Source organism: Streptomyces sp. NPDC024555 (assembly GCF_055559335.1).
The window spans coordinates 77,994-100,341 of record NZ_JBVHKV010000028.1 but is presented as its reverse complement, the minus strand read 5'-3'; the positions used below and the strand labels follow the sequence as shown (position 1 = coordinate 100,341).

Annotated in this window: 19 protein-coding genes; 13 read left to right on the top strand and 6 right to left on the bottom strand. The window is 72.0% G+C overall.

The features are described 5' to 3' along the window. The first annotated feature begins 157 nt into the window (after nucleotides 1-157). Nucleotides 158-1,693: a long-chain-fatty-acid--CoA ligase gene (locus ACZ4FH_RS33940; RefSeq protein ID WP_467309609.1), complete on the top strand. Its 1,536-nt coding sequence runs from the start codon at nucleotides 158-160 to the stop codon at nucleotides 1,691-1,693. A gap of 83 nt (nucleotides 1,694-1,776) precedes the next feature. Here the strand turns inward: ACZ4FH_RS33940 and ACZ4FH_RS33935 are convergent, their stop codons facing one another. The 6 genes from ACZ4FH_RS33935 to ACZ4FH_RS33910 all read right to left on the bottom strand — a co-directional run bounded on the left by ACZ4FH_RS33935 (nucleotide 1,777) and on the right by ACZ4FH_RS33910 (nucleotide 6,355). Continuing rightward, nucleotides 1,777-2,898 (bottom strand): LLM class flavin-dependent oxidoreductase, encoded by a 1,122-nt coding sequence (locus ACZ4FH_RS33935; protein ID WP_467309608.1) that lies wholly within the window; start codon nucleotides 2,896-2,898, stop codon nucleotides 1,777-1,779. A gap of 42 nt (nucleotides 2,899-2,940) precedes the next feature. Further along, nucleotides 2,941-3,663, bottom strand: coding sequence for a ketosynthase (locus ACZ4FH_RS33930; RefSeq protein WP_467309607.1), 723 nt, complete (start codon nucleotides 3,661-3,663; stop codon nucleotides 2,941-2,943). Nucleotides 3,664-3,718: 55 nt separating this feature from the next. Further along, nucleotides 3,719-4,912: a beta-ketoacyl-[acyl-carrier-protein] synthase family protein gene (locus ACZ4FH_RS33925; RefSeq protein ID WP_467309606.1), complete on the bottom strand. Its 1,194-nt coding sequence runs from the start codon at nucleotides 4,910-4,912 to the stop codon at nucleotides 3,719-3,721. Next, nucleotides 4,902-5,165: a hypothetical protein gene (locus ACZ4FH_RS33920; RefSeq protein WP_467309605.1), complete on the bottom strand. Its 264-nt coding sequence runs from the start codon at nucleotides 5,163-5,165 to the stop codon at nucleotides 4,902-4,904. Before ACZ4FH_RS33920 ends, ACZ4FH_RS33925 begins: the two co-directional genes overlap by 11 nt. Beyond that, complete coding sequence (locus ACZ4FH_RS33915) at nucleotides 5,162-5,437, bottom strand: acyl carrier protein (protein ID WP_467309604.1); 276 nt, start codon at nucleotides 5,435-5,437, stop codon at nucleotides 5,162-5,164. The genes ACZ4FH_RS33920 and ACZ4FH_RS33915 overlap by 4 nt, the downstream gene beginning before the upstream one ends. A gap of 81 nt (nucleotides 5,438-5,518) precedes the next feature. After that, a complete protein-coding gene (locus ACZ4FH_RS33910) occupies nucleotides 5,519-6,355 on the bottom strand; it encodes a 2-amino-3,7-dideoxy-D-threo-hept-6-ulosonate synthase (protein ID WP_467309603.1) in 837 nt (278 codons plus the stop codon). A gap of 348 nt (nucleotides 6,356-6,703) precedes the next feature. On the opposite strand from ACZ4FH_RS33910, the gene ACZ4FH_RS33905 reads away from it, so the two are divergent. The 12 genes from ACZ4FH_RS33905 (at nucleotide 6,704) to ACZ4FH_RS33850 (ending at nucleotide 22,282) form a co-directional block, all read left to right on the top strand. Then, nucleotides 6,704-7,396, top strand: a complete 693-nt coding sequence (locus ACZ4FH_RS33905; protein ID WP_467309602.1) for a thioesterase II family protein — start codon at nucleotides 6,704-6,706, stop codon at nucleotides 7,394-7,396. A 156-nt stretch (nucleotides 7,397-7,552) separates the two neighbouring features. Then, nucleotides 7,553-9,046 carry an MDR family MFS transporter gene (locus tag ACZ4FH_RS33900; protein WP_467309601.1) on the top strand — a complete coding sequence of 498 codons (1,494 nt, stop codon included), beginning with the start codon at nucleotides 7,553-7,555 and terminating at the stop codon, nucleotides 9,044-9,046. A 324-nt stretch (nucleotides 9,047-9,370) separates the two neighbouring features. Then, nucleotides 9,371-10,093, top strand: coding sequence for an AfsR/SARP family transcriptional regulator (locus ACZ4FH_RS33895; RefSeq protein WP_467309600.1), 723 nt, complete (start codon nucleotides 9,371-9,373; stop codon nucleotides 10,091-10,093). Nucleotides 10,094-10,531: 438 nt separating this feature from the next. Continuing rightward, nucleotides 10,532-11,452, top strand: a complete 921-nt coding sequence (gene hpnC / locus ACZ4FH_RS33890) for a squalene synthase HpnC (RefSeq protein ID WP_467309599.1) — start codon at nucleotides 10,532-10,534, stop codon at nucleotides 11,450-11,452. A gap of 29 nt (nucleotides 11,453-11,481) precedes the next feature. Beyond that, nucleotides 11,482-12,402 (top strand): presqualene diphosphate synthase HpnD, encoded by a 921-nt coding sequence (gene hpnD / locus ACZ4FH_RS33885; RefSeq protein ID WP_383638185.1) that lies wholly within the window; start codon nucleotides 11,482-11,484, stop codon nucleotides 12,400-12,402. 119 nt (nucleotides 12,403-12,521) lie between these two features. Further along, on the top strand, nucleotides 12,522-13,907 hold the full coding sequence (gene hpnE, locus ACZ4FH_RS33880; protein WP_467309598.1) for a hydroxysqualene dehydroxylase HpnE: 1,386 nt from the start codon (nucleotides 12,522-12,524) through the stop codon (nucleotides 13,905-13,907). Next, on the top strand, nucleotides 13,904-15,007 hold the full coding sequence (locus ACZ4FH_RS33875) for a polyprenyl synthetase family protein (protein WP_383638179.1): 1,104 nt from the start codon (nucleotides 13,904-13,906) through the stop codon (nucleotides 15,005-15,007). The genes hpnE and ACZ4FH_RS33875 overlap by 4 nt, the downstream gene beginning before the upstream one ends. A 107-nt stretch (nucleotides 15,008-15,114) precedes the next feature. After that, a complete protein-coding gene (shc, locus tag ACZ4FH_RS33870) occupies nucleotides 15,115-17,118 on the top strand; it encodes a squalene--hopene cyclase (RefSeq protein ID WP_467309597.1) in 2,004 nt (667 codons plus the stop codon). After that, a complete protein-coding gene (locus ACZ4FH_RS33865) occupies nucleotides 17,118-17,777 on the top strand; it encodes a phosphorylase family protein (protein ID WP_385108069.1) in 660 nt (219 codons plus the stop codon). The genes shc and ACZ4FH_RS33865 overlap by 1 nt, the downstream gene beginning before the upstream one ends. Nucleotides 17,778-17,782: 5 nt before the next feature. Beyond that, complete coding sequence (gene hpnH / locus ACZ4FH_RS33860; RefSeq protein WP_383638170.1) at nucleotides 17,783-18,802, top strand: adenosyl-hopene transferase HpnH; 1,020 nt, start codon at nucleotides 17,783-17,785, stop codon at nucleotides 18,800-18,802. Between the two features lie 157 nt (nucleotides 18,803-18,959). Then, on the top strand, nucleotides 18,960-20,888 hold the full coding sequence (gene dxs, locus ACZ4FH_RS33855; protein WP_467309596.1) for a 1-deoxy-D-xylulose-5-phosphate synthase: 1,929 nt from the start codon (nucleotides 18,960-18,962) through the stop codon (nucleotides 20,886-20,888). Then, nucleotides 20,885-22,282 carry an aspartate aminotransferase family protein gene (locus ACZ4FH_RS33850; protein WP_467309595.1) on the top strand — a complete coding sequence of 466 codons (1,398 nt, stop codon included), beginning with the start codon at nucleotides 20,885-20,887 and terminating at the stop codon, nucleotides 22,280-22,282. The genes dxs and ACZ4FH_RS33850 overlap by 4 nt, the downstream gene beginning before the upstream one ends. Nucleotides 22,283-22,348: the final 66 nt, after the last annotated feature.

Sequence of the window (22,348 nt, the reverse complement as noted above, 5' to 3'; positions counted from 1 at the left end):
GGGGGGGGCGGGCCCCCCCCCCCCGGGGGCCCCGGGGGCGGGGGGCGCCCCCCCCCCCCCGCCCCCCCCCGGGGGGGCCCCCCCCCCCCCCCCGGCGCCGGCGTCTTCGGCGGACCCGGCGGCGGTCGCCGGGCAACAATCGACGAACGGAGTCCTGATGTCTCTCTCGGTGGCGGCGGTACTCGCCGAGTCCGCGGCACGGCGGCCGGACCATCCGGCGCTGATCCTCGGTGAGCGCGAGCTGACATACGCTCAACTCTGGTACCACGCAAGGCAGTACGCGACGGTTCTGGCCGACCGAGGGGTGGGGCCGGGCGACCGGGTGGCACTGCTGCTGCCCAACACGGAGCACTTCCCGATGGCCTACTACGGGGCCCTGGCGATCGGGGCGGTCGTGGTGCCGGTGCACATCCTGCTCAAGGCCGAGGAGATCGCGTACGTCCTGGGCGACTGCGACGCCGCGGTGCTGATCTGCGCCGGGCCGCTGCTGGACGAAGGCCGCAAGGGCGCCGAGATGGCCGCGGTGCCGGTCGTCACCGTCCTCGACGAGGAGGGGCCGGCGGAATCCCGGCTCGACGTGTCCGCGGAACGGGCGGCCCCGCTCGCCCACTGCCTGCCCCGCCGGCCCGACGACCTGGCGGTGGTGCTCTACACCTCGGGCACCACCGGGCGCCCCAAGGGCGCCATGCTCACCCATCTCAACGTCACGATGAACATCGGCGTGACGATGCTCTCCCCGTTCGGCTTCACGGCCGACGACGTCCTGCTCGCCGTCCTGCCGCTGTTCCACACCTTCGGCCAGATCTGCGGCATGGGCGTCTGCTTCCGCGCCGGCGCGACGATGGTGCTGACGTCCGGTTTCGACGCGGCGGGGGCGCTGGACCTGATGGTGCGCCGCCGCTGCACGGTGTTCATGGGCGTACCGACGATGTACATCGCCCTGCTCGACGCTGCCGCGCACGACTCGCGCCGGCCCGCCCTGGGCCGGGCGTTCTCGGGCGGATCGGCACTGCCCGTGACCATCCTGGAGGAGTTCCAGCGGACCTTCGGCTGCACCGTGTACGAGGGGTACGGACTCACCGAGACCTCGCCCGTGGTCGCCTACAACCAGAGTGCCTGGCCGCCGCGCCCCGGAACCGTCGGGAAACCGGTCTGGGGCGTCGACGTGGAGATCGCCGGGGCCGATGTCGAGGGCCGGATCGAGGTGCTGCCGGCCGGGGAGGTCGGAGAGATCGTGATCCGGGGGCACAACGTGATGGCCGGCTACCTCAACCGGCCCGAGGCCACCGCCGAAGTGCTGGTGGACGGCTGGTTCCGCTCCGGCGACCTCGGCGTCAAGGACGAGGACGGCTACCTCAGCGTCGTGGACCGCAAGAAGGACATGGTGCTGCGCAACGGGTACAACGTGTACCCCCGGGAGATCGAGGAGGTGCTGATGCGCCACCCCGCCGTCGCGCAGGTCGCCGTCGTGGGAGTGCCGGACCCGCGCCACGGCGAGGAGGTCTGCGCCGTGGTCGTCGCCGGCCCGGGATCGTCGCCCGGCGCCGCACTCGGGGAGCGGCTCGTCGACTGGAGCAGGGAGCGGCTGGCGGCGTACAAGTACCCGCGCCGGGTGGAGTTCGTGGACGCGCTGCCGCTCGGCCCCAGTGGCAAGGTACTCAAACGGGAACTGGTGGCCCGGTTCGGCGGGTGACCCCGTGAACGCGCTGTCCCGCCCGTGCTCCGGAGCACGGGCGGGACAGCGCGTTCACGGGACCGGTCCTCGCCGGCCGCCCTCTATCCGGCGGCGGCGCGCCGGGCCTGGGCCCGCGCCTGCTCGGCGACCCACCCGTACGATGCCGAGACGCCGTCCAGCGAGCCGTTGAACCGGGGTGCCACGAAGCGGGCGAACAGCTCGAAGCTGCGCTTCATCGCTTCCCGGTCGGCCCAGTCCAGGACATTCACCAGCAGCCGGCCGAATCCACCGGTCGCCTCCTGCACGTCGCGTACCGCGTCGATGCACTCGTCGACGGAGCCGACGATCGTGCTGCGCCGGTCGATCAGCTCGGCCAGGGCCTTGCGGGCCTCGGTCCGCGAGTGCACCGGCGGTGTGCCGAGCAGCGCCCAGTACTCGTTGCGGTAGCGCATCCAGCCGTCGACGAGGTCGTCGAGCGCCTGCTCACGGCTGTCCGCGACGTGCACCGACAGGGCGACCCGCCAGTCGGCCCGGTCGATCGTGCGTCCGTGCTCGGCCGCCGAGTCCACGGCGTGCTGCCACTGGGCGGCCAGGTCGTCGACGGAGGAGCCCGGGCGGGGCGGGACGCCGAAGGAGAGCGGGGCGGCACCGTACTGTCCGGCCAGCCGCATGCCGAACGGGGAGACGGCGCTGGAGACCGCCAGCGGCAGTCCGGCGGCCCGGCGCGGACGCAATTGGAGGCGGGCGTCGTGCAGTTCGAACCAGTCGGTGACCCGGGTGACCGGCTCGTCGCCGGTGAGCAGCCGGTGGATCACGTCCAGCGACTCGGCGGTGCGGCGGCGGGTGTCCGCGGGGTCGATGCCCAGGAAGTGCATGTCGGACGGGATCGAGCCCGCGCCGACCCCGAGGGCGAAGCGCCCGCCGGTCAGATGGTCGAGCTGCACGGCCCGCGAGGCCACCATGAACGGGTGGTGGTAGGGGAGGCTGACGACCCCGGTGCCGAGCCGGATGCGCCGGGTCCGCTCGGCCGCGGTGGCGATGAACAGCTCGGGCGAGGAGACCGTCCCCCAGCCGGCCGAGTGGTGTTCGCCGACCCACAGCTCTTCGTAACCCAACTGGTCAAGCCACTCGGCGAGTTCGAGGTCGCGCCAGAGGCTCAGTGCCGGGTCCTCGCCCAGCGGGTGGAGGGGTGACAGGAAGGCACCGAAGCTGATTCTTTCCATGGGACGCTCCTTGTGCGGTCGGGTGGTCGGACGGTCGTGAGGTCAGACGGTGGGCCGCTGCCCGGTCGCCGGACAGAGGGCGACCAGGGGGGCCAGCCAGCCGTACTCGGCAGACTGAGGTGCGGTGAGGGACCGGTCCGGCGCCGGCCCGTCGGCGTCCGGGCCGCGGCGGAGCAGCAGTGCGACGACGGCGTCCCCGTGCGGCAGCGGGCCCAGCGGGTACGTCCCGTCCAGATGGTCGCGTACCCAGCCGACGCGTTCGGCGGCCTCGATGTCGACGCCGATCAGCAGCACCTGGTCGAGCCAGTCGTCCTCAAGCATGATCCCGGCCAGCTCCAGCGCCCGCGGGGCGAGACCGTCGCCGTTCGCGACGCAGCTGACCGGGCCGGTGATGCCGTAGCGCTTGCTGACATGACCGAGCACCGAGGTCGTCACCGACTGGAAGAACAGCAGCGGGCTGTGCACCTGCCCGTCGACCATGCGCCGGGTGGCGGTGTCCGTCGTGGTGATGTCCCCGCAGGCGGTGGCGAGTACGATCGCGGTCCGCTCGCCGCGGCCGGCCACCGGGCCGGATTCGTCCTGCGGTCCGCCCAGGCAGGCGTCCACGGCCGCGGCGACCAGCGGACTGAACCGCGAGGTCACGAAGCCGGGGACGTTGGGCAGCGGGACCGGTGCCGCACCGGGCAGGCCGTCGGCGGCCGCTCCCCAGGGTGCCCGGCAGGCCCCGGCCACGACGGACATGGGCTGTACGAGCGGCATCGTCATCGGGTTCCTCCCGTGGAGCTGTGGCGGAGCGGGCGCCGGCGGCCGGTCACCGCGCTCACACCCGCTTCAGCACGAGTGCGGCGTTGACCCCGCCGAAGGCGGCGTTGAGCGAGAGCGCGTGGGTGATCTCGGCGGGCCGGGCCCGGTTCGGGACGTAGTCCAGGTCGCAGGCGGGGTCGGGCTCCTGGTAGCCGATCGTGGGCGGCAGCAGGCCGTCGCGCAGCGCCAGGAGAGTGATGACCGCCTCCACGGCGCCGGTGGCCTCCAGCATGTGACCGGTGCTGCTCTTGGTCGAACTGACCGGCACACGGGGCGCGTGCGCGCCGAAGACGCTGTGCAGCGCGGCCGTCTCCGCCACGTCGTTCAGCGGGGTGCCCGTCCCGTGCGCGTTGACGTAGCCGATGTCCTCCGGCGCCAGACCCGCACGGCGGAGCGCGGCGTTCGCGGCCCGTGCCAGGCCCTCGCCCCGCGGATGCGGTTTGACCACGTGGTAGGCGTCCGCCGCCATGCCCCAGCCGGCCACCTCCGCCAGCACCTCGGCACCGCGGGCCCGTGCGCGTTCGGCGGACTCCAGCACCAGGACCGCGGCGCCGTCGCCCTGGAGCAGACCGGCCCGGCCCGCGGCGAACGGGCGCACCACACCCTCCTTGCTGAGCGCCCGGCCGGAGTCGAACTTGGCGAAGACGTCCTCGGTGACCAGGTACGCGCCGCCGCAGACCACGGTGTCGGCCGAGCCCCGCCGGATCAGCTCCGCGCCGTACGCGATGCTGTTGGTCGAGGCGACGCAGGCGTTGACGAAGGCCAGGCGCAGGCGGCCCAGGCCGAATGCCTCGCCGATCCGCTGGGGCAGTGCCGCCGGAAGGCTGTCCAGGACGCGCGGGTCGGTGCTCTCCCGGCCCTCGGCCTGGTCCGTCCAGAACGTCCGGGCCGCCGAGTGGTCGCCGTTGGTGCCCAGCAGGACGGGGGCGCCGACGGCGTCGGTGCCCGCGACCCGGAGCGCTTCCGCGGTGCAGGCGTGCAGCACCTCGGCCTGGGTCGGTGTGTAGCCGGGTTTGACCACGACGCCCGGAATCTCCGGCCCGGCGCCCTCGAAGGTGGCGGCCAGGCCGGCGTGGAAGGGAGCCGGGTCGAAGCGGCTGACGGGGACGAAACCGGGTCTGCCCCCGAAGACGCCTCGGCGCAGGGCGTCGGCGCCGAATCCGAAGGCCGTCAGGACGCCGTAGCCGGTGATCGCCACCTCACGAGGCACGCCGGGCCTCCTCCCGGCGGGTTCCGGCGGACTGCAGCCGGAGCACGTTGCGGTGCAGCGTGCCGACGGAGTCGCTCGCGCCCAGTGCCTCCTCGTCCTCCTCCGCGACGAGGATTCCGTGGCGTTCGTCCAGCAGATGGATCAGCCAGGTGAAGGCCAGTGAGTCGAGGACCAGTTCGGTGCCGCTGTCCCACTCGCCCAGCGGCAGGCCGCTGTCCTCCAGGAGTCGGACGAGCTCCGTCTGAGTGATCACCGGGCCACGCTCTCCGCCGTCGCCGCGCGCCGCTCGACCACGGTCCGCACGAAGGTGCGGAGGTCGGGGACGAGGGCGGGGTCGAGCTCCTCCTCGGGCAGCTCGATGCCGTACCGGCCCTCCAGCTGCAGCACGAGCTCGATCGTGGCGAGCGATTCCAGGCCCAGGCCCTCCTCGCCGAGCGGCAGGCCGTCCTCGACCTCGGCGGGCAGCGGGAGGTTGATCACGTCCCTGATCACGGTCAGGATGAAATCGCGGGTCTCTTCATACATGGGGTGTCTCCGTCGGTGGTTGTCCGAGGCGGTGGGCCGGCCGGAGGCCGGATCCTGCGCGGTGGCCGCGGCCTGTCCCGCTCAGCGGACCGGTACGGGCCGGGCCGGTTCGAGCGGGTCCGTGGGCAGGGTGTCGTGCCCGGCGCCGTCCGGGGCCCGGTGGACCACGGCCGCGAGCGCGCGGATCACGCGGGCGGGCGAGCTGCTCTCGAAGAAGGTGCGGCCGATGGCCAGACCGGCGCAGCCGGCCGCCATCACCCCGGTCGCGTATGCCACCGGATCGACACCGGGATTGCTCGGACCGCCCGCCGTGAGCACCGGTATCGGGCAGCTCTCCACGACCTCCGCCAGCCGTTCCAGCGGTGTCGCCCAGGTCGTCTTCACCAGGTCGGCGCCGAGGTCGGCGGCCACGTTGACGACGTGGGAGAGCAGCGCCGGATCGTGCGGATCGGCGATCCGGGGCCCGCGGGGGTACACCATGGCCAGCAGCGGTACGTTCCAGCGCCGGCAGGCGTCGGCCACGGAACCGAGGTCGGCCAGCTGGCGGCTCTCGGTCTCGGAGCCGATGTTCACCTGCACGCTCACCGCGTCGGCGCCCAGCCGGACGGCCTCCTCGACATCGCCGACCAGCACCTTGGCGTCCGCGTCGCGGGCGTGCGCCGTGCTGGCGCTCAGGTGCACGACCAGGGAGCAGTCGCGCAACAGGCCCGCCTCGATGCTCGCCGCCCGCCCCTTGTGCACCACGACGGCGTCGGCGCCGCCCTCCACGGCCGTGCGGACGAGTCCGTTGAACCGCGCGGCCGGGACGATGGGACCGTCCGCCACCGAGTGGTCCATGGGGACGAACAGGAATCGTTCGTCGCGGTGCCGGGACAGCCGCGCCAGGCGGACCGCCGTCCCTCCGGAACTTGGTCTCATGATCCACCCTTCAGCACAGGAAGTTGACGTTCGCGGGTCGAGTCTCACCTGGTGGGCCGGTGCTGTTACCCCTCGAACGGACTGCTCCTGCGAGTGCTCGTGGCGGCTCTCATCGAGGTACCCGACCGGTCAGGTCGTACCGGTCCGCCGCTCGGCCTGCTCGTCCGCCGCTGTTCCGGCGCTACGGGCGGTGGAACGCTCGGCGGGAGACCGTCCGGTCGGTGACGGTGTCGGTACCCGGACAGGGAGGGCGGCCGGATGGCGGCGGGGACACGGGCGAGGACGGACGGAACACGGAACCCCTGGCTCCGGCAGCTGCCCGGCCGGGGCGCGGCGAGGCGGGTCCGCTTGATCTGCCTGCCGTACGCGGGCGGTGGCGCCGGGGTCTACCGCGACTGGCTGCACGCCGGGCCGGACATGGGGGTGGAGGTCCTCGCCGTGCGGCCGCCCGGACGCGAACAGCGGTTGGCGGAGCCCGCGTTCGACGATGCCCGGTCCCTGGCCGCCCGCCTCGCCGTCGTACTGGATCCGTATCTGGACGGCCCGTACGCCCTCTACGGCCACAGCGTGGGCAGCGTCGTCGGTCTCGCCCTGGCGCACGAACTGGCACGCTCACCCCGGTCGCGGCAGCCGCTCGGGCTGTTCGTCGGAGCCGGCGTCGCACCGGACGTGCTGCGTCCGCAGCCGGAGTGGAGCGGTTCGGACGCCGAACTGACCGAGTGGCTGCGGCGCACCGGCGGCACGCCCGGGAGCGTGCTGGCCCGGCCGGGGCTGGTCGCACGGGTGCTCCCGGCGCTCCGGGCCGATCTGGCGATGGCGGCCGGCTACCGCAAGCGGCCGAGGGAGCGGCTGGCCGTGCCGATCCAGGGATTCGCGGGGGACGCCGACCCGATGGCCACCGCGGCGGCGATGGCCGGCTGGGGTGCCGAGACCACGGCCCGCTTCCAGCTCTCGCAGGTGCCGGGCGGCCACTTCTTCCTGGCGGAATCGGGGCGGCACGTGCTCGCCCGGATCGCGCGGGAGCTGCGCGCCACGGCCTGACGGGAGCCCGGCGGACACCACCCGGAGCATCTATCCAACACTTGTTGCACAGATGACAGGTGTTGTGGAAGCATGGCGCTCCAGGGCAAGGTCCACGAGGGAAGGCCAGTTGTGAAAGCGAAAAAGGCTCCGGTCGAGGCCGGTGGGTCCGACCGTGTGACTCCGGAACTCTGGTGGCTGAGCGGCATCATGGCCCTGGGCGGCTTCGCCAGCCTGCTGGACGCGACGATCATCAACGTCGCCATCGGGCCGCTCGCCAAGGTGTTCGATTCCGACCTGGCCACGGTCCAGTGGGTGGTGACCGGGTACCTGCTCGCCATCACCGCGGCGATTCCGATGAGCGGCTGGGCCACGGCCCGGTTCGGAGCGAAGCAGACGGTCATCTTCTCGCAGGTCGTCTTCCTGGTCGGCTCGTTGCTCTCCGGATTCGCCTGGTCCGCGTCCAGCCTGATCGTCTTCCGGGTGATCCAGGGCATCGGCGGCGGCCTGGCGGTTCCGGTGGGCCAGGCGCTGCTGGCTCAGGCGGCGGGGCCGAAGCGGCTCGGCAGGCTGATGTCCATCGTCACCGTCCCCGCCCTGTTCGCCCCGCTCATCGGCCCCTCGCTCGGCGGCGTCCTCATCGACCACCTCAGCTGGCGCTGGATCTTCTTCATCAACGTCCCGTTCTGTGTCGTGACCATCGCGCTCGTGCTGGCCAAGGTGAAGAACGTCGTCGCCCCCTCGGCCGGAGCCCGGCTCGACCTGACCGGCCTGGTGCTGCTGCTGCCCGGCCTGGCGCTGCTCGTCTACGGACTCTCCGAGGCCGGCTCGGCCGGTGGCTTCGGGTCGGGCAAGGTGATCGGCGGCCTGGTGGCCGGGGCGGTGCTGCTGCTGGCCTTCGGTGCGCGGGCGCTGAGGAGCCGGACCGAGGGCCTGCTGGACCTGAGGCTGTTCAAGGTCCCCGACTTCAGGTCCGGCACCCTGGCCGGTTTCCTGATGAGCATGGCGATGTACGGCGTGCTGATCCCGTTGCCCATGTACTACCAGGTCGTACGGGGCACCAGCGTGCTGAACTCCGCGCTGCTCCTCCTCCCTCAGAGCCTGGGGTATCTGCTGGCGATCGTCCTGATGAACGCGCTCACCGCCCGGCTGGGGGTCCGGAACCTCACCGTCATCGGCATCGTGCTGGCCCTGGTCGGCACCCTCCCGTACGCGCTCATCGACGCCCACCCGAACCAACTGCTCCTCGGCGTCACCCTGGTGGTCCGCGGATTCGGGCTGGGCGCGTCGATGATGCCGACCATGACGATCGCCTTCGCGAGCGTGCCGAAGGAGACCGCGCCGAGCGCGACCAGCGCGTTCAACGTCTTCCAGCGGGTCGGTGCCTCCCTGGGCACCACGATCCTCGCCGTCGTGCTCCAGCAGCGGCTGAAGGACGAGCTGCCCGCGAACGTGCACTCCCTCGGTCAGGTCGAGCCCGGCGGGACGATGGCCCGAGGTCTGGCCGAATCCTTCGGCGCGCCGTTCTGGTGGGCGATGCTCTTCACTGCTCTCGCCCTGCTCCCGGCCTTCTTCCTTCCGGGACGACGGCCGGCCGCCGACGCCTCCGGGGGCGGTGCGCCCGATGTCCCGCCCGCACGGGAGAGCGAGAGCGCGATCCTGGCCGACTGACCGCCTCCGGTCGTCCCATGAGCTGCCGTCGGCGCCCGGGCCCGTGCGCCGACGGCGTCGGCGTGCCGCCAGCCCGACCGCGGACGAGTCACGGGTGCTCAGCCGAGAAAGACGACATGTGTCGGCGACTTCTTGCCATATTCCCCAGGGGGGTCGTCCGGACACTGGTCCGGTTGCAAGGATGGAGGCGGGATGGCGTGGGGTTCGAGAGGGACGAGTGACGCGATTCCTGTGGAATGCTCGACCGCTGTCCCCTCACGCTTGTTATGGGGGCGAAGAATGTGTGATTTTCGGGTTCTAGGCGCGTTGGAGATACTTGACGGATTGACGTGGAAGTCCGCGGGAGGACCGAAGGTCCGGATACTCCTGGCAGTGCTGCTGGCCGCCGCCGGCCGGACCATATCCATCGACCGGCTGGTCGAGGAGCTGTGGAGCCCCGGTTCCCATCCGAAACGGGACCAGCGCAACCTGGTCCAGCAGTACGTGATGCGCCTGCGCCGCCAACTCGGCGACCGGGACCGCACGGTGCTGGTCACCAAGGCCCCGGGCTACCGGTTGGTCTTCGACCCGGCACGACTGGACGCCTGCCGCTTCGAGGCCCTCCACGCCAAGGGCCAGGGACTTTTTGCCGAGGGTGCCTACGAGAAGGCGTTCACCGTCCTGGGCAGCTCCCTCGAGCTCTGGCGCGGTCCCGCCATGGAGGACGTCCCGGTCTCGCCCACGGTCCGCACGGAGGCCGAGCGCCTTGAAGAGGCTCGCCTCGCCGCCGCGGAGCTGCGCATCGACGCCAGTCACCGCATCGGTGGTCACATCGCCACCCTTGCGGAGCTCCGCGCCCTGCGCGACGGCAATCCGCTCCGTGAGGGGCTCTGGGAGAAGGAGATGATCGCGCTGCTCGAATCCGGCCGCCGGGCCGAGGCCCTCGACGTCTACCAGCGTGCGCGCCGGGTCTTCCAGGACGAGCTCGGCCTGGAACCCGGCACCGCCCTGCGCGATCTCCAGCAGGTCATCCTCACCGATGGCGGCGTCGGCGGCGGGCGGCCCTGAGCGCTCTGGTCCGAGGCGCCCCGAGCCCCCGTCGGCACCCCCGGCGGGGCCGCTCCGTCTCCCGGGAGGAGCGACGGGTTTCGGACATCCGCGTGTCGTCGTACGTGGGCCCGCCCGATCTCCTCCCGCCGGATGACGTCAATCTCCTTGCGCAAGGGGAAAGTTGACCACGCCATGTGCGCACCCCCGGTGTGCGTCGCCCCCCGGGGTATGGATGAGCGTTGTACAACGTAAGCTGTACCGGTGCTGATTCGTTGCAAGTGGGGCGATACCGCCTGGGTGGGCCGCCCGTAGCCGTCCGCCGCACTCGGAAGGGCGGGCGGCGTGTCCGGAATGGGATGTTTTGGGTCAGCAGTGTAGAACGGGAGATGTGACGGCTATGACGGAAGATCTCCAGCTCCGAGGTGCTCACGCCGTCCCCGCGCAGGGCGGTCGGCAGTGACCCGCACCGAACGGACGCGGCTGGATTCCGCCGTTCCCGCGACCCTCGACAAGGCCGCCGACGAGAACTTCCCGGTGGCCCCCTTCTTCCTGCCGCGCGCCTGGCGCGACGATCTGATGGCGGTCTACGGCTTCGCCCGGCTCGTCGACGACATCGGCGACGGCGATCTGGCCCCCGGCGGCGCCGACGCCCGCCATCTCGGGCTCGGCCCGGACGGGGCCGAGGACCGCGTCGCCATGCTCGACGCGCTGGAGCGGGACCTGGGACGGCTCTTCGGGACCGCCGGCGAGACCCCGCACCACCCCCTGCTCGCGGCCCTGCGCCCCACCGTGCGGCGCCGCGCGCTCACCCCCGAACCCTTCGTCGGCCTCATCGAGGCCAACCGGCAGGACCAGAAGGTCCGCCGCTACGGGACGTACGAGGAACTGCTCGCCTACTGCGAGCTCTCCGCCAACCCCGTCGGCCGCCTGGTCCTCCAGATCACCGGCACCGCGAGCCCCGAGCGCATCCGCCGCTCCGACGCCGTCTGCACCGCCCTGCAGATCGTCGAACACCTCCAGGACGTCTCCGAGGACCTGGGCCGCGACCGGATCTATCTGCCCGCCGAGGACCTGGCCAGGTTCCATGTCTCCGAAGACGACCTGGCCGCCCCCTCCGGGAACGCCTCGGTGCGCGCACTGATCGCGTACGAAGCGGAACGAGCCGCACATCTGCTGAATGAAGGCACCCCCTTGGTGGGTAGCGTCCACGGCAGGCTCAAGCTGCTTCTCGCCGGATTCGTGGGAGGGGGGCGCGCCGCCCTCTCCGCGATCGCGGCCGCCGGGTTCGACGTACTGCCCGGACCACCCAAACCCACCAAGCCCAGCCTTCTGCGCGAGGTGGGAGTTGTCTTGCGAAGCGCGCGTAGAGAGGGGTGAGCCGGACCGTGGAGGGACAGACGACGTACATGTCGGCACCGGTGCAGGCCGCATACAGTTACTGCGAGGCGGTCACCGGACAGCAGGCGCGTAACTTCGCGTACGGCATCAGGCTGCTGCCCGCGGAGAAGCGACAGGCCATGTCGGCGCTGTACGCCTTCTCCCGCCGGGTCGACGACATCGGCGACGGCGAGCTGGATCCGGAGACCAAGCGCGTCCGGCTGGAGGGCACCCGCACCCTGCTCGACCGGATCCGGGCCGGCGCGGTCGACGAGGACGACACCGACCCGGTGGCCGTCGCGCTGGCCGACGCGGCCCGCCGCTTCCCGCTGCCGCTCGAAGGGCTCGACGAGCTGATCGACGGCGTGCTCATGGACGTGCGTGGCGCCACCTACGAGACCTGGGACGACCTCAAGGTCTACTGCCGCTGCGTCGCCGGTGCCATCGGCCGCCTCAGCCTGGGCGTCTTCGGTACGGAACCGGGCGCCCCGGGCGCCGAGCGCGCCGCCGAGTACGCCGACACGCTGGGCCTCGCGCTCCAGCTGACGAACATCCTGCGCGACGTCCGCGAGGACGCCGGCAACGGCCGCACCTATCTGCCGGCCGACGACCTCGCCAAATTCGGCTGCTCGGCCGGATTCCACCGCGCCACCCCGCCGCCCGGCTCCGACTTCGCCGGGCTCGTCCACTTCGAGGTGCGGCGCGCCCGCACCCTGTTCGCCGAGGGCTACCGGCTGCTGCCGATGCTCGACCGGCGCAGCGGGGCCTGTGTGGCGGCCATGGCCGGCATCTACCGCCGGCTCCTGGACCGCATCGAGCGCGACCCCGAGGCCGTGCTGCGCGGCCGGGTGTCGCTGCCGGGCCACGAGAAGGCGTACGTCGCGGTGCGCGGACTGTCCGGTCTCGACGCGCGCCACATGTCCCGGCGCACGACCCGGGGGCGTGTCTGAATGCGTCACGGGGACATCTCGCGCACCATGTGCATCATGGATGATCTCTCCGTACGCCGGGCAACCCTCCGCCGCACGGATGCGTCACTGACGGAAAAGACCTGGCGAGAGGGGGACGCATGACCGGCGGAGCGACACGTTCCTCCCGGGCGGTCGTGATCGGCGGCGGACTCGCCGGGATCACCTCCGCCCTGCGTCTGGCCGACGCCGGGCTTGACGTGACCCTGCTCGAAGGACGGCCCCGTCTCGGCGGCCTGGTCTTCTCGTTCCGGCGCGGCGAGCTGACCGTCGACAACGGCCAGCACGTCTATCTGCGCTGCTGCACCGCCTACAGCTGGTTCCTCGACCGCGTCGGCGGGACCTCGCTCGCACCGCTGCAAAACCGTTTGGACGTGCCGGTACTCGATGTCGGGCGGCCCTCGGGACCCCGCCTCGGACGGATCCGCCGCAACGGGCTGCCGGTGCCGTTCCACCTGGCCGCCGGGCTCGCCGGCTATCCGCACCTCTCGCTCGCCGAACGCGCGAGCGTCGGCCGCGCCGCGCTCGCGCTCGGCCGGCTGGACCCGGAGGACCCCGCGCTCGACGGAGTCGACTTCGGCAGCTGGCTCGCCCGGCACGGCCAGTCGCCCCGCACCGTCGAGGCGCTCTGGGACCTGGTCGGTGTGGCCACGCTGAACGCCACCGCGCCGAACGCCTCCCTCGGCTTGGCCGCCAAGGTCTTCAAGACCGGGCTGCTCTCCGAGCCGGGCGCCGCCGACATCGGCTGGGCCGCCGTCCCGCTCGGCGCCGTCCACGACACCCTGAGCCGCGCGGCCCTGGACGCCGCCGGAGTCCGCACCGCGCTGCGGACCAAGGCCGGCGCGCTCACCCGCGACGAGGGGCACTGGACGGTCGACACCGGGAGCGAACGCATCGAGGCGGACACCGTCGTCCTCGCCATCCCGCAGCGCGAGACCCACGCCCTGCTGCCGCCCGGAGCGCTGGACGCCCCCGAACGGCTGCTGGAGATCGGCACCTCGCCGATCCTCAACGTGCACGTGGTCTACGACCGCAAGGTGCTCCGGCGGCCGTTCTTCGCGGCGCTTGGCTCCCCGGTCCAGTGGGTCTTCGACCGGACCGAGGCGTCCGGTCTGACCGGCCCCGGCCAGTACCTCGCGGTCTCCCAGTCCGCCGCGGGCGACGAGATCGACCTGCCGGTCGCGGAGCTCCGCGCCCGCTACCTGCCCGAACTCGAACGACTGCTGCCCGCCGCTCGCGGGGCGGGGATCCGGGACTTCTTCGTCACCCGGGAGCGCACGGCGACCTTCGCCCCCGCGCCCGGCGTCGGCCGGCTGCGGCCCGGCACGCGGACCCGCGCCCCCGGCCTCTTCCTGGCCGGAGCATGGACCGCCACCGGCTGGCCCGCCACGATGGAGGGCGCCGTGCGCAGTGGCTCCGTCGCCGCGGACGCCGCGCTCCGGGCGCTCGGCCGCCCCCATGAACATCCGCTGCAGGAGGCGGCATGAGCAGTACCACCGGAACAAGAGGAGAGTCAGTGACCCCGGCGAATCCGGCTTCCGACACCGTGGCGGAGACCACGGACGTCACCGCGCTTCTGGAGCGCGGGCGGGCCCTTTCCACGCCGGTGCTGCGCGCCGCGGTCGACCGGCTCGCACCGCCCATGGACACCGTGTCCGCCTATCACTTCGGCTGGATCGATGCCCAGGGCAGGCCCTCGGACGGTGACGGCGGCAAGGCCGTCCGCCCCGCGCTGGCCCTGCTGTCCGCGGAGGCGGCCGGTGCCGCACCCGAGGCCGGCGTCCCCGGCGCCGTGGCCGTCGAACTCGTGCACAACTTCTCGCTGCTGCACGACGACCTGATGGACGGCGACGAGCAGCGCCGCCACCGCGACACGGTGTGGAAGGTGCACGGCCCCGCCCAGGCGATCCTGGTCGGCGACGCGCTGTTCGCCCTGGCCAACGAGATCCTGCTGGAGCTGGGCACCGTGGAGGCGGGCCGCGCGGCCCGCCGGCTGACCACGGCCACCCGCAAGCTCATCGACGGGCAGGCCCAGGACATCTCCTACGAGCACCGCGAGCGGGTCACCGTCGAGGAGTGCCTGGAGATGGAGGGCAACAAGACGGGCGCCCTGCTCGCCTGCGCCTGCTCCATCGGCGCGGTGCTCGGCGGCGCGGACGACCGCACCGCCGACGTGCTGGAGGCCTACGGCTACCACCTGGGGCTCGCCTTCCAGGCCGTCGACGATCTGCTCGGGATCTGGGGCGACCCGGAGTCCACGGGCAAGCAGACCTGGAGCGATCTGCGCCAGCGCAAGAAGTCCCTGCCGGTCGTCGCCGCGCTGGCCGCGGGCGGACCGGCCTCCGAGCGCCTGGGCGAACTGCTCGCCGCGGACGCCAAGAGCAGCGACTTCGACAGCTTCTCCGAAGAGGAGTTCGCCGCCCGTGCGGCGCTCATCGAGGAGGCGGGCGGCCGCGAGTGGACCGCCCAGGAGGCCCGTCGGCAGCATGCGGTCGCCATCGAGGCCCTGCATGGTGTGGACATGCCCGAATCCGTGCGGGCGCAGCTCACGGCGCTCGCGGACTTCGTCGTCGTACGAAAGAGATGATCATCATCCCCTCCATATGACTCGCAGTCGCCGGCCGGCGCCCCTGACGGGCGCCGGCCGACGGAGACCCCAGCACAGCAGCGCACCAACTGCACGAAGGGGAAGCCATGACAGCGACGACCGACGGAAGCACCGGGGCTGTGGACCCCCGAGCAGCCGCGGCCAGCGAACCGACAACCGAATCAACCATCGCCGCGGACGACGTCCTCACCGCCGCGCGGCGGGCCGCGGAACGCTCGGTGGAGCACCTCCTCGGCCGGCAGGACGAGCAGGGCTGGTGGAAGGGGGACCTCGCCACCAACGTCACCATGGACGCCGAGGACCTGCTCCTCCGCCAGTTCCTGGGCATCCAGGATCCCGAGACCGTCCGGACCGCGGCGCTCTTCATCCGCGGCGAACAGCTCGGTGACGGCACCTGGGCCACCTTCCACGGCGGCCCCGGGGAACTCTCCACCACCATCGAGGCCTATGTGGCCCTGCGCCTGGCCGGGGACCGGCCGGACGACCCGCACATGGCCCGCGCCGCAGGATGGATCAGGGAACAGGGCGGCATCGCGGCGAGCCGGGTCTTCACCCGGATCTGGCTGGCCCTCTTCGGCTGGTGGAAATGGGACGACCTGCCCGAGTTGCCGCCTGAGCTGATGTTCTTCCCGAAGTGGGTCCCGCTCAACATCTACGACTTCGGCTGCTGGGCGCGCCAGACCATCGTCCCGCTCACCGTCGTCTCGGCGAAACGGCCGGTGCGGCCCGCGCCCTTCGCGCTGGACGAACTGCACACCGATCCGGCCGACCCCAATCCGCCGCGCCGCCCGGCCCCCGCGACCAGCTGGGACGGGATCTTCCAGCGCCTCGACAAGGCCCTGCACCTCTACCACCGGGTCGCCCCGCGCGGACTGCGCAAGGTCGCGATGAACGCCGCCGCCCGCTGGATCATCGAACGCCAGGAGAACGACGGCTGCTGGGGCGGGATCCAGCCGCCCGCCGTGTACTCCGTCATCGCCCTGCACCTGCTCGGCTACGACCTCGACCATCCGGTGATGCGCGCCGGACTGGAATCGCTGGACCGCTTCGCGGTGCGGCGCGAGGACGGCGCCCGCATGATCGAGGCCTGCCAGTCCCCGGTCTGGGACACCTGCCTCGCGACCATCGCGCTGGCCGACGCCGGGGTCGCCCCCGACCACCCCGCGCTCGTCAGGGCGGCCGACTGGATGCTCGGCGAGGAGATCGACCGGCCGGGGGACTGGTCCGTGCGCAGGCCCCGACTGGCCCCCGGCGGCTGGGCGTTCGAGTTCCACAACGACAACTACCCCGACATCGACGACACCGCGGAGGTGGTCCTCGCCCTGCGCCGGGTCCGCCACCCCGACCAGGCGCGGGTGGACGCCGCCATCCGGCGCGGAGTGCGCTGGAACGTCGGCATGCAGTCCCGCAACGGAGCCTGGGGCGCCTTCGACGCCGACAACACCAGCGCCTTCCCCAACCGGCTGCCCTTCTGCGACTTCGGCGAGGTCATCGACCCGCCCTCGGCCGACGTCACCGGCCATGTGGTGGAGATGCTGGCCGTCGAGGGCCATGCCCAGCACCCGGCGACCCGCCGGGGCATCGAGTGGCTGCTCGCCGAACAGGACGCCGGCGGCGGCTGGTTCGGCCGATGGGGCGTCAACTACGTGTACGGGACCGGGTCGGTGGTCCCCGCCCTGATCGCCGCCGGACTGCCCGCCTCGCACCCCGCCGTCCGCCGGGCGGTCGGCTGGCTGGAGTCCGTCCAGAACGACGACGGCGGCTGGGGCGAGGACCTGCGCTCGTACACCGAGGAGAAGTGGATCGGCCACGGCGCCTCGACCGCCTCCCAGACCGCCTGGGCGCTGCTGGCCCTGCTCGCCGCCGGACGGCGCGACACCACCGCCGTCGCCCGGGGCATCGCCTGGCTGACCGACAGCCAGCAGGCCGACGGCTCGTGGGACGAGCCGTACTTCACCGGGACCGGCTTCCCCTGGGACTTCTCCATCAACTACCACCTCTACCGGCAGGTCTTCCCGCTGACCGCGCTCGGACGGTACGTGCACGGCGACCCGTTCGCCGGCCGGGTCCCGCTCGGCGAGGGGGCCTGATGGGCGATGCCCGGGGGGCACCCGGCCCCGCCGCCCCGCTGCTCGTCGCCTGCGCGCTGGGCATCGAGCAGCTGGCCCTGCGCAGCGGCCGGGGCCGCGCGGGCGCCGCACCGGGCCCGGTGACCGTCCTGCGTACGGGCATGGGACCCAGGGCCGCCGAGGCGGCCGTGGCACGGGCGCTCGACGGCGAACGGGCGCGCGGCGCCGCCGTCATCGCCTCCGGGTTCTGCGCCGGACTCGCCCCCGGAATGCACCCCGGCGATCTGGTGGTGGCCGACGAGACCCGCGCCGCCGGGCAGCCGGTCCCCTGCACGGGTACGGAACTGCTGGCCGAGGCGCTGGCCAGGGCCGTCCCCGGACGCACCGTCCACACCGGTCCGCTGACCGGCTCCGCCCATGTCGTACGCGGACACGAGCGGGCCGAGCTGCGGGCCACCGGAGCGATCGCGGTGGACATGGAGTCCGCCGCGACCCTGAGCACCGCACTGCGGGCCGGGCCGCGCCCTGTTGCCGCCGTACGGGTGGTCGTGGACGCTCCGGAGCACGAGCTCGTCCGCATCGGCACGGTCCGCGGTGGAATATCGGCATTCCGCGTTCTTCGTGCCGTCCTTCCCGCTTTCTATGAATGGCACCGATCTTTGCTGCTCCCCAGGAGGTGAGCCAGATGGCCATGCCGCTCCGTCAGTCCATCAAGGTTGCGACGTACCTCATTGAACAGAAGCTCCGAAAGCGGGACAAGTTTCCGCTGATTGTCGAGTTGGAGCCCTTGTACGCGTGCAATCTCGCCTGCGAGGGCTGCGGGAAGATCCAGCATCCGGCCGGAGTGCTCAAGCAGCGCATGCCGGTGGCCCAGGCGGTCGGCGCCGTGCTCGAATCGGGCGCGCCGATGGTCTCCATCGCCGGTGGCGAACCCCTGATGCACCCGCAGATCGACGAAATCGTCCGCCAGCTCGTGGCCAGGAGGAAATACGTTTTCCTCTGCACCAACGCCATGCTGATGCGCAAGAAGCTCGACAAGTTCACGCCCTCGCCCTACTTCGCCTTCACCGTGCACATCGACGGACTGCGCGAACGGCACGACGAGTCGGTCGCCAAGGAAGGGGTGTTCGACGAGGCGGTGGCGGCCATCAAGGAGGCCAAGAGCCGCGGCTTCCGGGTCACCACCAACTCCACGTTCTTCAACACCGACACCCCGCAGACCATCATCGAGGTCCTGAACTACCTCAACGACGACCTCAAGGTCGACGAGATGATGATCTCGCCCGCCTACGCCTACGAGAAGGCACCCGACCAGGAGCACTTCCTGGGCGTCGAGCAGACCCGCGAACTGTTCCGGAAGACCTTCGCGGGCGGCAACCGGACCCGCTGGCGCCTGAACCACTCCCCGCTCTTCCTGGACTTCCTGGAGGGCAAGGCGGACTTCCCCTGCACGGCCTGGGCCATCCCCAACTACTCGCTGTTCGGCTGGCAGCGCCCCTGCTATCTGATGAGCGACGGCTATGTGCCGACGTACCGGCAGCTCATCGAGGACACCGACTGGGACAAGTACGGCCGGGGCAAGGACCCGCGCTGCGCCAACTGCATGGCGCACTGCGGCTACGAGCCGACCGCCGTGCTCGCCACCATGGGATCGCTCAAGGAGTCCCTGCGGGCCGCACGGGAGACCGTCGGCGGAAACCGCTGAGGTGACGACCGCCTGAGGACCGGCACCGCCGGTCTCCGGGAACTGCCGGCCCGGCCCCTCGCGACGGGCCGGGCCGGCGGGGTCACGGACGCGCGGGCACCCCGCGGGGGTCCCGCCGTCGTCGGGTGTGGAAACAGGAGCAGAGAGGGGGCCCGGAATGTCGCTGTTGCCGTCCATCCGGGGGCCGCACGATCTCAAGGCGCTGAACGGAGCGCAGCTGGACGAACTGGCCGAGGACATCCGGACCTTCCTGATCCGGGCGGTGGCCAGGACGGGGGGCCATCTGGGGCCCAACCTCGGCGTGGTGGAACTCTCCATCGCCCTGCACCGGGTCTTCGACTCGCCCGTGGACCGGATCCTGTGGGACACCGGCCACCAGAGCTATGTGCACAAGCTGCTCACCGGCCGTCAGGACTTCTCCAAACTGCGCGGCAAGGGCGGTCTGTCGGGCTACCCCTCCCGCGAGGAGTCCGAGCACGACGTCATCGAGAACTCGCACGCCTCGACCGTGCTGGGCTGGGCGGACGGCCTGGCCAAGGCCAACGAGGTCCTGGGCAGGGAGAACCACGTCGTCGCGGTCATCGGCGACGGAGCCCTCACCGGAGGCATGGCCTGGGAGGCGCTGAACAACATCGCCGCCGCCAAGGACCGCCCGCTGATCATCGTCGTCAACGACAACGAGCGCTCCTACGCCCCCACCATCGGTGGCCTGGCCGACCACCTCGCCACCCTGCGCACCACCGACGGCTACGAGCGCTTCCTCTCCTGGGGCAAGAACGTGCTCCAGCAGACCCCCGTGGTGGGCAGGCCGCTGTACGAATCGCTGCACGGCGCCAAAAAGGGGTTCAAGGACACCTTCGCCCCGCAGGGCATGTTCGAGGACCTGGGGCTCAAGTACCTCGGCCCGGTCGACGGCCACGACACGGCGGCCGTCGAGTCAGCCCTCCAGCGCGCCAAGCGCTTCCACGGCCCGGTGCTGGTCCACTGCATCACCGAGAAGGGACGCGGTTACGCCCCCGCGCTGGAGGACGAGGCCGACCGCTTCCACACGGTCGGCGCGATGGATCCGCTGACCTGTGTGCCGCTCGGTCCGGCCCCCGGGCCCTCCTGGACCTCGGTGTTCGGGGACGAGATCGCGGCCATCGGCGCGGAGCGGCCGGACGTCGTCGCGCTCACGGCGGCGATGCTGCACCCCGTCGGGCTGACCAGGTTCGCCGAGGCCTTCCCCGACCGGGTCTGGGACGTCGGCATCGCCGAACAGCACGCGGCGGTCTCCGCCGCCGGACTGGCCACGGGCGGACTGCACCCGGTCGTCGCCGTCTACGCGACCTTCCTCAACCGGGCCTTCGACCAGCTGCTGATGGACGTCGCCCTGCACCGGTGCGGGGTGACCTTCGTCCTGGACCGGGCCGGCGTCACCGGTCCGGACGGCGCCTCCCACAACGGCATGTGGGACATGTCGATCCTCCAGGTCGTCCCCGGGCTGCGGATCGCCGCCCCGCGCGACGCGGTGACGCTGCGCGAGGAACTGCGCGAGGCGGTCTCCGTGGACGACGCCCCGACGCTCCTGCGGTTCCCCAAGGAATCCGTCGGCGAGCCGGTTCCGGCGGTCGGCCGGATCGGCGGGATGGACGTCCTGCACCGCGCGGAGGACGCCGACGCGCTGCTGGTCGCCGTCGGCGTCATGGCCCCGGTCTGCCTCCAGGCCGCCGATCTGCTGACCGGCGCCGGCATCCGCTGCACCGTGGTCGACCCCCGCTGGGTCAAGCCGGTCGACCCGGCCCTGGCCCCGCTCGCCGCCGCGCACCGGCTGGTCGCCGTCGTCGAGGACAACAGCAGGGCGGCGGGCGTCGGCTCCGCCGTCGGCATGGCGCTGCGGGACGCCGACGTCGACGTACCGCTGCGCACCTTCGGCATTCCCGACCAGTTCCTCGCCCACGGCAAACGAGCCGAGGTGCTGGCCGACATCGGACTCACACCGGTCGAGATCGCCGGCCGGATCGGCGCCGTACTGGCCGCCCGGGACGCGGCGGACGGCACGGGGCGGAGCGCCCCGGACCACGGTCACCAGGGGAGCGGAGCATGAACGACGAGGGGCCCAAGGGCTTCGATCTGGCACGGCTCCTCGCGGAGCGAGGCGCCGAACGCTACGAACTGCACACCAAGCACCTCAACCACCAGCTGCCGCGCATGCTGCACACCATCGGCTTCGACAAGGTCTACGAACGGGCCGAGGGCGCCCACTTCTGGGACGCGGAGGGCAACGACTACCTGGACATGCTGGCCGGCTTCGGCGTGATGGGTCTCGGCCGCCACCACCCCGTGGTCCGCCGGGCGCTCCACGACGTCCTGGACGCCTCCCTCGCTGACCTCACCCGCTTCGACTGCCAGCCCCTGCCGGGTCTGCTGGCCGAGAAGCTGCTCACGCACAGCCCGCACCTGGACCGGGTCTTCTTCGGCAACAGCGGTACGGAGGCGGTGGAGACCGCGCTCAAGTTCGCCCGGTTCGCCACCGGGCGGCCCAGGGTCCTGTACTGCGCGCACGCCTTCCACGGGCTGACGACCGGCTCCCTCTCGGTCAACGGGGAGTCCGGTTTCCGCGACGGCTTCGCCCCGCTGCTGCCCGACACCGCCATCGAACTGGGCGACCTCGACGCGCTGCGCCGCGAGCTGAAGCGCGGCGACGTGGCCGCCCTCGTCGTCGAGCCGATCCAGGGCAAGGGGGTGCACGCGGCGCCGCCCGGCTTCCTGCGCGAGGCCCAGGAACTGCTGCACCGGCACAAGGCGCTCCTGATCGCCGACGAGGTGCAGACCGGGCTCGGCAGGACCGGCGACTTCTACGCGTACCAGCACGAGGAGGGCGTGGAGCCCGATCTGGTCTGTGTCGCCAAGGCGCTCTCCGGCGGCTACGTACCGGTCGGCGCGACCCTCGGCAAGGACTGGATCTTCAAACGCGTCTACTCCTCGATGGACCGCGTCCTGGTCCATTCCGCGAGCTTCGGGGCCAATGCCCAGGCGATGGCGGCCGGGCTCGCCGTCCTCTCGGTGATGGAGGACGAGGAGACCGTCGCCCACGCCCGGCGTACCGGCGATCTGCTGCGCGAACGGCTGGCCGCGCTGGTCGGCCGCTACGAGCTGCTGCACGAGGTGCGCGGACGCGGGCTGATGATCGGCATCGAGTTCGGGCGGCCGTCCTCGCTGAAGCTGCGCAGCCGCTGGACCATGCTCCAGGCGGCCCGCAAGGGGCTCTTCGCGCAGATGGTGGTCGTCCCCCTGCTCCAGAAGCACCGCATCCTGACCCAGGTCTCCGGCGACCACCTCGAAGTGATCAAACTGATCCCGCCCCTGGTGATCGACGACGCGGACGTGGACCGGTTCGTGACCGCGTTCACGGCGGTGATGGACGACGCGCACAACGGCGGCGGACTGATGTGGGACTTCGGGCGCACCCTGGTCAAACAGGCGGTCGCCAACCGCTGAGCGGCCGGACCGCGGAGGGATTTGCCTCGGAGGCAAGAAATTTGCCTCCGAGGAAAGTTCCTGGCC

Coding starts and splice junctions, on each gene's coding strand:
- ACZ4FH_RS33940 (WP_467309609.1), top strand. CDS start 158: ATGTCTCTCTCGGTGGCGGCGGTACTCGCCGAGTCCGCGGCACGGCGG.
- ACZ4FH_RS33935 (WP_467309608.1), bottom strand. CDS start 2,898: ATGGAAAGAATCAGCTTCGGTGCCTTCCTGTCACCCCTCCACCCGCTG.
- ACZ4FH_RS33930 (WP_467309607.1), bottom strand. CDS start 3,663: ATGACGATGCCGCTCGTACAGCCCATGTCCGTCGTGGCCGGGGCCTGC.
- ACZ4FH_RS33915 (WP_467309604.1), bottom strand. CDS start 5,437: ATGTATGAAGAGACCCGCGATTTCATCCTGACCGTGATCAGGGACGTG.
- ACZ4FH_RS33910 (WP_467309603.1), bottom strand. CDS start 6,355: ATGAGACCAAGTTCCGGAGGGACGGCGGTCCGCCTGGCGCGGCTGTCC.
- hpnD (WP_383638185.1), top strand. CDS start 11,482: ATGTCGGCACCGGTGCAGGCCGCATACAGTTACTGCGAGGCGGTCACC.
- hpnE (WP_467309598.1), top strand. CDS start 12,522: ATGACCGGCGGAGCGACACGTTCCTCCCGGGCGGTCGTGATCGGCGGC.
- ACZ4FH_RS33875 (WP_383638179.1), top strand. CDS start 13,904: ATGAGCAGTACCACCGGAACAAGAGGAGAGTCAGTGACCCCGGCGAAT.
- shc (WP_467309597.1), top strand. CDS start 15,115: ATGACAGCGACGACCGACGGAAGCACCGGGGCTGTGGACCCCCGAGCA.
- ACZ4FH_RS33865 (WP_385108069.1), top strand. CDS start 17,118: ATGGGCGATGCCCGGGGGGCACCCGGCCCCGCCGCCCCGCTGCTCGTC.
- hpnH (WP_383638170.1), top strand. CDS start 17,783: ATGGCCATGCCGCTCCGTCAGTCCATCAAGGTTGCGACGTACCTCATT.
- dxs (WP_467309596.1), top strand. CDS start 18,960: ATGTCGCTGTTGCCGTCCATCCGGGGGCCGCACGATCTCAAGGCGCTG.
- ACZ4FH_RS33850 (WP_467309595.1), top strand. CDS start 20,885: ATGAACGACGAGGGGCCCAAGGGCTTCGATCTGGCACGGCTCCTCGCG.